This is a genomic window from Bradyrhizobium sp. IC4060 (genome assembly GCF_020193715.1).
Taxonomy (GTDB): Bacteria; Pseudomonadota; Alphaproteobacteria; order Rhizobiales; family Xanthobacteraceae; genus Bradyrhizobium; species Bradyrhizobium yuanmingense.
On the sequence record NZ_JADYVJ010000004.1, the window covers coordinates 285,405 to 298,350 of the forward strand.

Genomic DNA, 12,946 nt, shown 5'->3' on the forward strand with positions numbered 1-12,946 from the left:
CGTCCATGCCCGAGCGCTACATCAAGTCCGAGCCCTATGCCTGGCCCTACAATGGTGATCTCCGCCCCGAGAACACGGCGCTGATCATCATCGACATGCAGACCGATTTCTGCGGCGTCGGCGGCTATGTCGACAAGATGGGCTACGACCTCTCGCTGACACGGGCACCTATCGAGCCGATCAAGCGGCTGCTCGCAGTGATGCGCAAGCAAGGCTTCCATATCATCCATACCCGCGAGGGCCACCGCCCCGATCTCTCCGACCTGCCCGCCAACAAGCGCTGGCGCTCGCGCCAGATCGGCGCCGGCATCGGCGATCCCGGCCCGTGCGGACGCATCCTGGTGCGCGGCGAGCCCGGCTGGGACATCATCGAAGAACTCGCGCCGCTACCGGGCGAGCCGATCATCGACAAGCCCGGCAAGGGCTCGTTCTGCGCCACCGATCTAGAGCTGATCCTGCGCGTGCGCGGCATCGAGAACATCGTGTTGACCGGGATCACGACCGACGTCTGCGTCCACACCACGATGCGCGAGGCCAACGACCGCGGCTTCGAATGCGTCCTGCTGCACGATTGCTGCGGCGCGACCGACAAGAGCAACCACGACCACGCGCTGAAGATGATCAAGATGCAGGGCGGCGTGTTCGGCGCAGTCTCGACCTCTGATGCCTTCATCGGAGCAATTTCGTGATCATCGGCGAAACGCCGCCGCCATCGGGCGCCTTCGGCGTCGATGCCATCGCCATGACCATGCGCTTCGGCGACTTCCTGGCGCTGGACAATGTCGAGCTGAAGGTGCGGCCGGGCTCGTTCCATGCGCTGCTCGGCGAGAATGGCGCCGGCAAATCCACCCTCGTCAAATGCATCATGGGCTATTACCACGCGACCGAAGGCGACATTCTCGTCGGCGGCCGCGAGCAGGCGATCGCCAACCCGAAGGATGCCCACGCGCTCGGCCTCGGCATGGTCTATCAGCATTTTACGCTGGTGCCGGCGATGACCGTTGCCGAAAATCTCGTGCTGGCGCGCGACGACGTGCCAGCCGTGGTGAACTGGCCGAAGGAGATGAAGGAGCTGGAGGCGTTCTTGGGCCGCATGCCTTTCAAGGTACCGCTCTCCGCAAAGGTCTCCGACATCTCTGCCGGCGAACGGCAGAAGTGCGAGATCCTCAAGCAGCTCTATCTGAAGCGGCGCTTCCTGATCCTGGACGAGCCGACCTCGGTGCTGACCCCGGCGGAAGCCGACGAGGTGCTCGGCATGCTCCGCGACATGGTTGTGGAGGGCGAGCTGACCATCCTGATGATCACGCACAAGTTCCGCGAGGTCATGGCGTTTGCCGATGACGTCACCATCCTGCGCCGCGGCAAGCTCGCTGGAGCCGGCAAGGTTTCCGAGCTGACGCCGGACGCGATGGCCCGCACCATGATCGGTGCCGAGGAGTTGACGGTGCAGCCGCCGCGCACCGGCGAAGCCGGTCAGGCCAGGCTGGAGCTGCAAAAGCTCCGCGCGCTGGACGATGCCGGCGCCGTTGCCGTGCGCGATGTCTCGCTCACCGTCCGCGCCGGCGAGATCGTCGGCATCGCCGGCGTTTCCGGGAATGGCCAGCGCCAGCTCGTCGAGGTGCTGGCCGGCCAGCGCGAGGCCGAGAGCGGGGAGGTGCGCGTCGCCGGCGATCCCTATCACGCAAGCCGCGAGGAGATGCGGCGGCACAGGATGTCGCTGCTGCCCGAGGAGCCGCTGAAGAACGCCTGCGTCGGCGGCATGAGCGTCGCCGACAACATCGCCTTCCGAGAATTCGACCGCGCACCCTTTGCAAGTGGCGGCTGGTGGCTCAATCCCAGCGCCTTTCGCGACGACGCGAGGACGAAGATTGCCCGGTACAAGATCAAGACCCGCACGCCCGATACGCCGATCTCGGCGCTGTCGGGCGGCAACGTGCAGCGCGCGGTGCTGGCCCGCGAGCTCGGCGGCGACGTCGAGGTGCTGATCGCGGCCAATCCCTGCTTCGGCCTCGATTTCGCGGCGGTGGCGCAGATCCACGCTGAGATTATGGCCGCACGCAACCGCGGCGCCGCCGTCCTGCTCGTCAGCGAGGACCTCGACGAACTGCTCGAACTGTCAGATCGGCTGGTGGTGATGTTCCACGGCGAATTCGTGTATGAAGCGCGGACCAGCGAAGCCGATCTCACGGTGGTCGGCCGCCACATGGCAGGGCACTGAACGGAGGATCGATGGGCGACGCATCCGGGCGGGACGAACACTTTCTGCGCCTGTCTTTCGCGGTCGCCGGCCGTTCCCTCACCCATGGCAACCATCCCTTCGGCTGTATCGTCGTCGATGCCGACGGCAAGGTGCTGATCGAGACTGAGAACGGCTACATGCCGGATCGCGACGGCACCGCGCATGCCGAGCGTCTCGCAGCCACCCAGGCCTGCCGTACGCTCGATCGCGAGGTGCTGGCGAAGGCCACGCTCTATTCCTCAGCCGAACCCTGCGCGATGTGTGCCGGCGCGATCTACTGGGCCGGTATCGGCCGTGTCGTCTATGGCCTCAGCGAGCATCGCCTGCGCGGCATCACCGGCAACCATCCGGAAAATCCGACGCTCAACCTGCCATGCCGCGAGGTCTTTGCCAGCGGCCAGCAGCCGACGGAGGTCGTCGGCCCACTGCTCGAAGACGAAGCCGAAGCGCTGCACGACGGCGTTTGGACGAAGTAGCAGCACATCCCAAAGGGGACGACACCGTGGAGTGCCGCATTGAGGCAGCCATTGCGGCCGCTGCGCTCCCCGCGATGGACGACCGACGCGTCCGTTGCTCAACATGGCGTCAGGTCTGCGCAGCGGGTTCCGATTTGCCTTGGACCGTCACAAATTTGCAACAGGCACCGCTCGCAGACGCGATCGCCCCCAACCGTCCGGGTGCTGTTTGCGGGATATGATTGCTCGGAATCGATGACCGGCGCTGGGCCGAGAGCCTGCCGACGCGTTGAGCAAGGGATGATGCTTTTTCACATCTTACGCCGGGGTCCAAACTGGCCCAGTATTGAGGCACGTCACCCATGCAAGCGCATCAACGAATGTTAGATCCGACATCCAACGGCCAGCATTCCGGCGAGTCCCCGCTCCTGAGGACCATCGGCCTCACCAAACGCTATGGCGATTTCCTCGCCAACGATTGCATCGATATCGAGATCCGGCCGAGGGAAATCCACGCCCTGCTGGGCGAGAACGGCGCCGGCAAGTCGACGCTGGTCAAGGCGATCTACGGACTGATCCAGCCCAGCGCCGGCGAGATTCACTGGCAGGGCGAGCGGATCGTGCTGTCCGGTCCGTCCGAAGCGCGCATCCGCGGCATCGGCATGGTGTTCCAGCACTTCTCGCTGTTCGACAATCTCACGGTTGCCGAGAACGTCGCGCTCGGCCTCGACGGCAAGGAATCCTTCAAGGACATGTCGGCCCGGCTGGAACAGGTGTCGAAGACTTACGGTCTGCCGCTCGATCCCAGGCGTGAGGTGTGGCAACTCTCCGTCGGCGAGCGTCAGCGCATCGAGATCGTCCGCGCCCTGATGCAGGATCCGAAATTCCTGATCCTGGACGAGCCCACCGCGGTGCTGACGCCGCAGGAGGCTGACCAGCTCTTCATCGTGCTGGATCGCCTCAAGGCCGAGGGCCGCGCCATCCTCTATATCAGCCACAAGCTGGAGGAGGTGAAGCGGCTCTGCGACACCGCGACGATCCTGCGCGGCGGCAGGAAGGTCGAGACCTGCAACCCGCGGCTCGAAACCGCCGCCTCACTTGCGCGGATGATGGTCGGCGGCGAGGTCAAGGAGGTGAAGGGCGCATCCGGCCGCAAGACCACCGTGCCGCGGCTCGTCGTCAACGATCTCTCGCTGGCTCCCGTCGAAGCGCACGGCGTACGGCTCGAGCACATCTCATTCGAGCTGAAGGGCGGCGAGATTCTCGGCATCGCCGGCGTCGCCGGTAACGGCCAGGACGAATTGTTCGCAGCGCTCTCCGGCGAGCGCCTCGCGAAGGCCCCCGGGACGGTGGTGATCGAGGGCATCGCCGCCGGTCACCTTTCGATCACCCAGCGGCGCAAGCTGGGGGCGGCCTTCGTTCCCGAGGAGCGACTCGGCCACGGCACCGCGCCGCGGATGAGACTGTCGGAGAACGCGCTGCTCACCGGCCATGCCGCCAGCGGCATGGTCCGTCGCGGATTCATCGATACGGCGGCTACGCTGAGAACGGTCGACCGCGCCACCGAAACCTTCGACGTCCGCAAGGCCAAGCGCGATCCCGAGGCCGCCAGCCTGTCCGGCGGCAATCTGCAGAAGTTCATCGTGGGACGCGAGATCCTGCGCAATCCCGCGGTACTGGTGGTGAGCCAGCCGACCTGGGGCGTCGATGCCGGCGCCGCCGCCGTCATCCGTCAGGCGCTGCTTGATCTCGCCACCGCAGGCGCCGCGGTCCTCGTGACCAGCCAGGATCTCGACGAGCTCGCCGAGATTGCCGACCGCATCGCCGTGATGTTCCACGGCAAGCTGTCGGCTCCGCTCTCGGCACGCGAAGCAAGTCGCGAGAAGCTGGGCCTTCTGATGGGCGGCAGCAGCCTGCAGCCAAAGGAGATCGCGCATGCAGCTGGTGCTTGAGAAGCGTGCCGAGCGCTCCGGCACGATCGCGCTGGTGTCCCCCCTGATCGCGATTGGCCTCACGATCGTGACCATGGTCATCCTGTTCGCGATCCTCGGCAAGAATCCACTGCTTGCCCTGCACGCCTATTTCATTGCGCCCCTCACCGACGGCTATTCGCTCCAGGAGATCGCGGTGAAGGCGACGCCGCTGGTGATGATCGCGATCGGCCTGTCGCTGTGCTATCTCGCCAACGCCTGGAACATCGGCGCCGAAGGGCAATTCCTGATCGGCGCAGTCGCGGGAAGCTGGATCGCGGTGAAGACGCAAGGTACTGACGCCGGCGCCTGGGTGCTGCCGGCTATGCTCGTCCTCGCCGCCGCTGCGGGCGCGCTCTATGCGCTGATCCCGGCGATCTGCAAGGTGAAATTCGGCGCCAGCGAGATCCTGACCAGCCTGATGCTGGTCTATGTCGCCGACCTCTTCCTCGACTATCTCGTGCGCGGCCCCTGGCGCGATCCGCACGGCTTCAATTTCCCGACCACGGCCGAGTTCGATCCGGTAGCGACCGTGCCGTTGCTGATCGAAGGCGGCCGGCTGCATCTCGGCTCGATCATCGCCCTGCTCGTCGTCGCGGCAGCCGCGATCCTGCTCGGGCGCACCATCAAGGGTTTCGAGATCCGCGTGGTCGGCGCTGCGCCGCGCGCCGCGCGGTTCGGCGGCTTCAACGCCAACCAGCTCATCATCCTGACCTTCGCCGTCTCCGGGGCGCTGGCCGGGCTTGCCGGCATCATCGAGGTGGCGGGTCCAGTCGGACATCTCCAGCCCGGCATCTCGCCAGGCTACGGCTTTACCGCGATCATCGTCGCTTTCCTCGGCCGACTGAACCCGCTTGGAATATTAGTTGCAGGCCTCTTCCTCGCGTTGACCTTTATCGGCGGCGAGCAGGCGCAGATCGCGATGAAGATTCCGCTGGACGTCACCAAGGTCTTTCAGGGCATTCTGCTGTTTTACGTGCTCGCCTGCGACTCCCTCATTCTCTACCGCTTCAAGCTGGTGTTCCCGAACCGAAAGGTGGTGGCCCGTGGAGCTGGTTGAGGCCATCATCCTGGCGGTGCTTGCCGCATCGACGCCGCTGTTGATTGCGGCGACCGGCGAGCTCGTGGCCGAGCGTTCCGGCGTGCTCAACCTCGGGGTCGAGGGCATGATGATCGTCGGCGCGGCCTGTGGCTTTGCCGGCGCCTGGCTGACCGGATCGATCTTTATCGGCGCGCTGTTCGGCATCGTCGCGGGCACGCTGATGTCGCTCGTCTTCGCGCTGATGGCACTCGGGCTTGCCGTCAACCAGGTCGCAACCGGCCTCGCGCTGACCATCCTGGGTGTTGGCCTCTCGGGTCTGATCGGCGCCGGCTTCGTCGGCGAGCGCATCACGCCGGCCGTGCAACTCGTCATTCCCGGTCTCACTAATGTCCCCCTGATCGGCCGCGTGCTGTTCGGCGAGAATGGCTTCGTCTATTTCTCGATCGCGCTGATCATCGCGGTGTGGTGGTTCCTGTACCGCACACGGGCGGGATTGATCCTGCGAGCCTGCGGCGACAATCACGCTTCCGCGCATGCGCTCGGCTATCCCGTCCTGCGCATCCGCACCTTGGCCGTGATGTTCGGCGGCGCCTGCGCGGGTCTTGCGGGCGCCTATCTGCCGCTCGCCTATACGCCGTTCTTCATTCCGGGCATGACCGCAGGCCGCGGTTGGATCGCGCTGGCGCTGGTGGTGTTCTCGTCCTGGCGGCCGGGCCGGCTCGTCGTCGGCGCCTATCTGTTCGGCGCGGTGACGATCCTGCAACTGCATGCGCAAGGATGGGGCGTCGGCATTCCCTCGCAATTCATGTCGGCGCTGCCTTATCTCGCGACCGTCATCGTGCTGGTCCTGCTCTCCCGCGCGCGCACGGGCGGCTCAACGGCACCCGCCGCGCTCGGCACCGTGTTCGTGCCCGACCGCTAGATTTCGTTTCCGCAGTGTGCACGATGGGGCGCGCATGCTGCGGATCGTGGCTTCCCCCGAAGTTTGGAGATCGATGATGAGGAAATCACTTCTTGCACTGGCTGCCGGGCTCTTGCTCGCTGGGAGCGTCAGTGCGGCCTCCGCCGCCGACAAGCTGAAAGTCGGCTTCGTTTATCTCGGTCCGATTGGAGACCTCGGCTGGACCTATCAGCACGACCTCGGTCGCCAGGCGCTGGTGAAAGAATTGGGCGACAAGATCGAGACCACTTATCTCGAGAACGTGCCCGAAGGTCCGGACTCCGAGCGCGCGATCGAGCAGCTCGTCCGCGCCGGCAACAAACTGATCTTCACCACATCGTTCGGCTACATGGATCCGACGCTGAAGGTCGCCAAGAAATATCCGAACGTGCATTTCGAGCACGCCACCGGCTACAAGCGCAACCCGAACATGTCGACCTACTCGGCGAAATGGTATCAGGGCCGCTACATTCAAGGCCTGATTGCGGCGAAGATGTCGAAGTCGGGCGTGCTCGGCTATATCGGCTCGTTCCCGATTCCGGAGGTCGTCTCCGGCATCAACGCGACGATACTGGCGGCGCAGACCATCAATCCGAACATCAAGGTCAAGATCATCTGGGCCAACACCTGGTTCGACCCAGGCAAGGAGGCCGACGCCGCCAAGGCGCTGATCGACCAGGGTGCCGACGTCATCATGCAGCACACGGATTCGCCGGCCGCGATGCAGATCGCCAGCGAACGCGGCAAGCTGGCCTTCGGCCAGGATTCCGAAATGATCCAGTTCGGGCCAAAGGCCCAGCTGACCTCGATCATCAACAACTGGGGCCCCTACTACATCGAGCGGGTCAAGGCCGAGCTCGCCGGCACCTGGAAGTCCGAGGACACTTGGGGTGGCCTCGACAGCCGCATGTTCACGATGGCGCCCTACACCAACATGCCTGACGATGTGAAAAAAATGGCCGAGGATGCCCAGGCCGCAATCACCGCGGGCAAGCTGCATCCGTTCAAATGCCCGATCGTTGGGCAGGACGGCAAGCCGGTCGAATGCAAGGGCGGCGGTCACCTGGATGACGGCCAGATCCTCGGCATGAATTTCTACGTGAAAGGCATCGACGACAAGCTGCCGGGCAAGTAGCACGCTTCTTGCATTGACTAAATCACCTGCTCCTCCCGGAGGAGGTTCGGAGGGGGTGGCCAGAAGCACCCGGCACTTGTGGCTGCCCCCTCTTTCTCTATTTCGCCCGGCTATCCAGCCTGGATGGCCCGCGCCGCGGAACTGTGGCGGCGGATGAGGTCTGCCACATCGAGACGCGGGATCGCACCGTCGATCACCGCCCATTTTCCAGCCACCATCACCCGGTCGGCGCGATGCGCCCCGCACAGCACGAGCGCGGCGAGCGGATCGCCATGGCCGGAGAAGCGCAGCTCGTCGAGCCTGAACAGCGCAAGATCGGCGGCCTTGCCGACGGCGATGTCGCCGAGTTCCGGCCGGCCGACACATGCCGCCGAGCCCTTGGTGGCCCAGCGCAACGCATCCTTGTGGCTGACCTTCGTGACGCCATAACGCGCGCGTTGCAGCAGGAACGCGGCCCGCACCTCCTGCATGAGATTGGACCCGTCGTTGGAGGCCGAGCCGTCGACACCAATGCCGATCCCGACGCCGGCCTCTTCCATGTCGCACACCGGGCAACAGCCCGACGCGAGCAGCTGGTTGCTGCACGCACAATGGCTGACGGTCGTGCCGGCCTTGCCGAGCCGTCTCATCTCGTCCGGATTGAAGAAGATTCCATGGGCGAGCCAGGTGCGCGCATTGAGCCAACCGCATTGCTCGAGATAGTCGAGCGGACGGCAGCCATACATCTGCTGGCAGAAGCTGTTCTCGTCCTCGGTTTCGGCGAGATGGGTGTGCAGGCGCACGTCGAGCTTGTCGGCGAGATCGGCCGTGGCGCGCATCAGCGACGTCGTCACCGAGAACGGCGAGCATGGCGCGAGCGCAATCTGCACCATCGCATCCGCGCCGCGCTGGTGATGCTTGGCGACCACGCGGGCGCTATCGGCGAGAATGGTGTCCTCGTCCTGCACGACACTGTCGGGCGGCAAGCCGCCGTCGCGCTGTGACAGGTTCATCGAGCCGCGCGTGAGCAGCACGCGCACGCCGAGGCGCTTCGCCACCGCCACCTCGATATCGACGGCGTCTTCGAGTCCGGCCGGGAAGACGTAGTGGTGATCCGTCGTGGTGGTGCAGCCGGAGAGCAAAAGCTCGGACATCGCCACGGTGACGCCGAGCTCGAGGGCTTCCGGCGTCAGCCTCGCCCACACCGGATAGAGCGCCTGGAGCCAGGTGAACAGCTCGCGGTCCATCGCGGCCGGCAGCGCCCGCGTCAGCGTCTGGTAGAAATGATGATGGGTATTGATCAGGCCCGGCAGCACGACGTGTTCGCCCGCATCGAACACTGCGACATCGGCGGTTGCGGGCACACCGCCCGCCGGCACGAGCTCGACGATCCGGCCGTCCTTCACGACAATGCCGCGCTCGGCCCCGTCGGCGAGGATGGCCAGGGGATCCCTGATCCAGGTCGAACTTGCCTCAGTCATGATCCTGCTTCTCCTCGCCCACCCTGACGGCGGACCTGCAAGGCCGAGGACGATTGCGTCCTTGCTTCGACTTGTTGTTGCCACTTGGCTCCCGTCTTGCAACACTTCGCTCGGACCATTCAACCGTCGGAAGCGTTGGCGCAGCCATGGACTTGAATACCATCACAGCCGTCGCCCATCCGCAAACGCGCGCGCAGCTGCCCGTTTGGACGGCAGGTGATGCTTGGCTCGCGGGCGGCACCTGGCTGTTCTCGGAGCCGCAAACGCATCTGACGCGACTGATCGATCTCACCGATCTGAAATGGCCGGCACTTGCGATCACAGGGAGCCACCTCTCGATCGCCGCCACTTGCACCATCGCAGAGCTCGATGGACTCGCCTGCCCCTCTGATTGGCTCGCAGCGCCGCTGATCAACCAGTGCTGCCGGGCCTTCCTTGCCTCGTTCAAGATCTGGAAGACCGCGACCGTCGGCGGCAATCTCTGCATGTCGCTGCCGGCGGGACCGATGATCTCGCTGACGTCGGCACTCGACGGCGTCTGCACCATCTGGAAGGCCGGCGGCGGTGAACAGAGGCTTCCGGTCACCGAATTCGTCACCGGCAACCAGCGCAATCGCCTGACGCCAGGCGACCTGCTCCGGCAGATCGACATCCCGCTTCCCGCGCTGAAGCGCCGCACGGCCTTCCGCCAGATCTCGCTGGCGCCCGTCGGCCGCTCCGCGGCGCTGCTGATCGGCAGTCTCGAAGCCGATGATACGCTGACACTCACGGTCACCGCGTCGACGGTGCGGCCGATCCAGCTGCGCTTCCGCAAAGCCCCGGACGCAGGCGCGTTGCGCGCCGCGCTCATGCAGGAGATTACCGATGATCTGTACCACACGGACATCCATGGCGCGCCACTCTGGCGCAAGCACATGACGCTGCGCCTGGCCGAGGAGATTCGCGGCGAGCTGCTGGGAGCGGCCCCCGCATGAGCCTGGAGGTCAACGGCAAGGCGTTCTCCCAGGAGCCACGCGCCGGCCAGTGCCTGCGCACGTTCCTGCGCGAGCTCGGCCATTTCGGCGTGAAGAAAGGCTGCGATGCCGGCGACTGCGGCGCCTGCACCGTGCTGCTGGACGGCGAGCCGGTGCACAGCTGCCTGATCCCGGCGTTCCGGGCCGAGGGCCGCAGCGTGACCACGATCGAAGGCCTTGGCGGCGATCACGGCACGCATCCGATGCAGCAGGCCTTTCTCGATGCACAGGGCTTTCAATGCGGATTCTGCACCGCCGGCATGATCCTGACCTGCGCCTCGCTGAACCAGGCGCAGCGCACCGATCTCGGCACGGCGCTGAAAGGCAATATCTGCCGCTGCACCGGCTATCGGTCGATCGAGGACGCGATCCTCGGCAAGACCAATGTCGAGGCGAGCGTCGAGGCCGGCGCCGCCTTCGGCCGCAGCCTGCCCGCCCCCGCAGGCCCCGACGTGGTCCGCGGCACGGCACGCTACACCTTCGACACCGCAATCGATGGTCTGCTGCACATCAAGCTGCTGCGCTCGCCGCATGCGCACGCGAGGATCGTCGCGATCGACAAGTGGGACGCGCTGAGCATCCCCGGTGTACACGCCGTGCTGACGCACGAAGATGCGCCGTCCGTCCTGATCTCGACGGCACGGCATGAGAAAGACTGGATGGACCCGGAGGACACCCGCGTCCTGGATGACGTCGTGCGTTTCGTCGGCCAGAAGGTTGCCGCCGTCGTCGCCGAGACCGAAGCCGCCGCGGAGGCTGCGTGCCGCAAGCTGAAGGTCAGCTACGAGATCCTGCCGGCGCTGATCGATCCCGAGCAGGCGATGGCCCCGGGTTCGCCGGTCGTTCATCCCGACCGCACAGCTGCGAACCGCGTTGCCGATGCCCAGCGCAACCTGGTCGCGGAGACGCATGGCGAGTTCGGCGATGTCGCATCGGCGCTTGCAACATCTGCCGCCACCTATGAGGCTACTTTCCACAGTCACCGTGTGCAGCACGCTGCGCTCGAGACCCATGGCGGCCTCGCCTGGCTCGATGATTCCGGCGTGCTCAACGTCCGCACCTCGACGCAGGTGCCGTTCCTGACCCGGCGTGCGCTGTCGGACATCTTTCAGCTTCCCATGGACAAGGTCCGCGTGTTCTGCGAACGCGTCGGCGGCGGGTTCGGCGGCAAGCAGGAGATGTTCGTCGAGGACATCCTGGCGCTTGCCGCGCTGAAGACCGGGCGGCCGGTCAAGCTGGAGCTGACACGCGAGGAGCAGTTCATCGCGACCTCGACGCGGCATCCGATGCGGATCCACGTCAGGGCTGGCGCGGACAGCGAGGGCAAGCTCACTGCGCTCCAGCTCGACGTGCTCTCCAACACCGGCGCCTACGGCAATCACGCCGGCCCCGTGCTGTTCCACGCGCTGGCGGAGTCCATCGCCGTCTACAATTGCCCGAACAAGCGGGTCGACGGCGTCGCCGTCTACACCAACACCGTGCCGGCGGGCGCGTTTCGCGGCTATGGCCTGCCGCAGGCGCTGATCGCGGTGGAAGCGGCGATTGACGAACTGGCGGGGCAGCTCGGCATCAGTCCCTACGAGATGCGCCGGCGCAACATCGTAAGGCCCGGCGATCCCATGCTGTCGCCGCCGCCCTCCGAATATCACGACGTGCTCTACGGCTCCTACGGGCTCGACCAGTGCCTCGATCTCGTCGAGCGCGCGATGCAGGTCGATTCCCCGCAGCCGGCGCTGTCGCCGGACTGGCTGATCGGCGACGGCATCGCGCTGACCATGATCGACACCGTGCCGCCGGCCGGCCACTTCGCCGATGCGACGATCGCGCTCAACGACGACGGAGGCTTCGACCTCACCGTCGGCACGGCCGAGTTCGGCAACGGCACCAGCACCGTGCATCGCCAGATCGCGGCGACCACGCTGGCGACCACCGTCGACAAGATTCGTCTGCGCCAGTCCGACAGCGCCCATGGCGGCCACGACACCGGCGCGTATGGCAGCGCCGGCACCTTCGTTGCGGGCAAGGCGACGCATGCGGCAGCCGTGCAGCTTGCGAGCGAGCTGAAGACGGCCGCCGCCGGAGCCTGGCTGTGCGATGTGGAGACTTGCGCGCTCGATGCGGACTCCGTCGTCAGCGGCGCCCGCCGCATGCCTTTTACGGAGCTGGCGAAGCTCGCCCGCGAGCGCGGCTGGCCGTTCGCAGGCAGCGGCACGTCCGGCGGCACGCCGCGATCGGTGGGGTTCAACGTGCAGGGCTTTCGCGTCGCGGTGAACAAGGCGACCGGCGAGCTCCGGATTCTCAGGAGCGTGCACGCCGCGGACGCCGGCGTCGTCGCCAATCCCATGCAGTGCCGCGGTCAGGTCGAAGGCGGCGTGGCGCAGGCGCTCGGCGCTGCGCTCTACGAGGAGATGGTGATCGACGCGAGCGGCCGCGTCACCAATCCGAAATTCCGCGACTACCACCTGCCCTCTTTCGCCGACGTGCCGCGCACGGAAGTGTTCTTCGCCGGGACGTCCGACACGATCGGCCCGCTCGGCGCGAAGTCGATGAGCGAGAGTCCCTACAATCCGGTCGCCGCCGCGCTCGGCAACGCGATCGCGGATGCCACCGGCATTCGCTTCACCGCGCCGCCCTTCAAGCCGGACCGGCTGTTTCCGGCGCTCCATGACAAATTCGGCTAGATGCATGTTTC

10 protein-coding genes are annotated in these 12,946 nt (G+C 65.9%); 9 read left to right on the forward strand and 1 reads right to left on the reverse strand.

Annotated elements, in window-relative coordinates:
• The first annotated feature begins 5 nt into the window (after positions 1 to 5).
• The 7 genes from I6F16_RS17365 (at position 6) to I6F16_RS17395 (ending at position 7,781) form a co-directional block, all read left to right on the forward strand.
• Positions 6 to 689: an isochorismatase family cysteine hydrolase gene (locus I6F16_RS17365; RefSeq protein ID WP_057028619.1), complete on the forward strand. Its 684-nt coding sequence runs from the start codon at positions 6 to 8 to the stop codon at positions 687 to 689.
• Positions 686 to 2,218 carry an ABC transporter ATP-binding protein gene (locus tag I6F16_RS17370; RefSeq protein ID WP_225173887.1) on the forward strand — a complete coding sequence of 511 codons (1,533 nt, stop codon included), beginning with the start codon at positions 686 to 688 and terminating at the stop codon, positions 2,216 to 2,218. Before I6F16_RS17365 ends, I6F16_RS17370 begins: the two co-directional genes overlap by 4 nt.
• Before the next feature lie 11 nt (positions 2,219 to 2,229).
• Complete coding sequence (locus tag I6F16_RS17375; RefSeq protein WP_225173888.1) at positions 2,230 to 2,715, forward strand: nucleoside deaminase; 486 nt, start codon at positions 2,230 to 2,232, stop codon at positions 2,713 to 2,715.
• A 359-nt stretch (positions 2,716 to 3,074) separates the two neighbouring features.
• Positions 3,075 to 4,646, forward strand: coding sequence for an ABC transporter ATP-binding protein (locus tag I6F16_RS17380; RefSeq protein WP_225111996.1), 1,572 nt, complete (start codon positions 3,075 to 3,077; stop codon positions 4,644 to 4,646).
• Positions 4,630 to 5,724: an ABC transporter permease gene (locus tag I6F16_RS17385; protein WP_036045285.1), complete on the forward strand. Its 1,095-nt coding sequence runs from the start codon at positions 4,630 to 4,632 to the stop codon at positions 5,722 to 5,724. The genes I6F16_RS17380 and I6F16_RS17385 overlap by 17 nt, the downstream gene beginning before the upstream one ends.
• Positions 5,711 to 6,628 carry an ABC transporter permease gene (locus I6F16_RS17390; protein WP_225111997.1) on the forward strand — a complete coding sequence of 306 codons (918 nt, stop codon included), beginning with the start codon at positions 5,711 to 5,713 and terminating at the stop codon, positions 6,626 to 6,628. Before I6F16_RS17385 ends, I6F16_RS17390 begins: the two co-directional genes overlap by 14 nt.
• 76 nt (positions 6,629 to 6,704) lie before the next feature.
• A complete protein-coding gene (locus tag I6F16_RS17395; RefSeq protein WP_225111998.1) occupies positions 6,705 to 7,781 on the forward strand; it encodes a BMP family ABC transporter substrate-binding protein in 1,077 nt (358 codons plus the stop codon).
• A 110-nt stretch (positions 7,782 to 7,891) separates the two neighbouring features.
• Here I6F16_RS17395 and I6F16_RS17400 read toward each other — a convergent pair whose 3' ends face one another.
• Positions 7,892 to 9,241 (reverse strand): 8-oxoguanine deaminase, encoded by a 1,350-nt coding sequence (locus I6F16_RS17400; protein ID WP_225111999.1) that lies wholly within the window; start codon positions 9,239 to 9,241, stop codon positions 7,892 to 7,894.
• A gap of 146 nt (positions 9,242 to 9,387) precedes the next feature.
• On the opposite strand from I6F16_RS17400, the gene I6F16_RS17405 reads away from it, so the two are divergent.
• Positions 9,388 to 10,215 carry an FAD binding domain-containing protein gene (locus tag I6F16_RS17405; protein WP_225112000.1) on the forward strand — a complete coding sequence of 276 codons (828 nt, stop codon included), beginning with the start codon at positions 9,388 to 9,390 and terminating at the stop codon, positions 10,213 to 10,215.
• Complete coding sequence (locus I6F16_RS17410) at positions 10,212 to 12,935, forward strand: molybdopterin cofactor-binding domain-containing protein (protein ID WP_225112001.1); 2,724 nt, start codon at positions 10,212 to 10,214, stop codon at positions 12,933 to 12,935. The genes I6F16_RS17405 and I6F16_RS17410 overlap by 4 nt, the downstream gene beginning before the upstream one ends.
• Positions 12,936 to 12,946: the final 11 nt, after the last annotated feature.

Excerpts from the sequence above, each read along its gene's own strand:
- I6F16_RS17410 (WP_225112001.1), top strand. The coding sequence starts at position 10,212 with ATGAGCCTGGAGGTCAACGGCAAGGCGTTCTCCCAGGAGCCACGCGCC.
- I6F16_RS17365 (WP_057028619.1), top strand. The coding sequence starts at position 6 with ATGCCCGAGCGCTACATCAAGTCCGAGCCCTATGCCTGGCCCTACAAT.
- I6F16_RS17385 (WP_036045285.1), top strand. The coding sequence starts at position 4,630 with ATGCAGCTGGTGCTTGAGAAGCGTGCCGAGCGCTCCGGCACGATCGCG.
- I6F16_RS17395 (WP_225111998.1), top strand. The coding sequence starts at position 6,705 with ATGAGGAAATCACTTCTTGCACTGGCTGCCGGGCTCTTGCTCGCTGGG.
- I6F16_RS17380 (WP_225111996.1), top strand. The coding sequence starts at position 3,075 with ATGTTAGATCCGACATCCAACGGCCAGCATTCCGGCGAGTCCCCGCTC.
- I6F16_RS17405 (WP_225112000.1), top strand. The coding sequence starts at position 9,388 with ATGGACTTGAATACCATCACAGCCGTCGCCCATCCGCAAACGCGCGCG.
- I6F16_RS17375 (WP_225173888.1), top strand. The coding sequence starts at position 2,230 with ATGGGCGACGCATCCGGGCGGGACGAACACTTTCTGCGCCTGTCTTTC.
- I6F16_RS17400 (WP_225111999.1), bottom strand. The coding sequence starts at position 9,241 with ATGACTGAGGCAAGTTCGACCTGGATCAGGGATCCCCTGGCCATCCTC.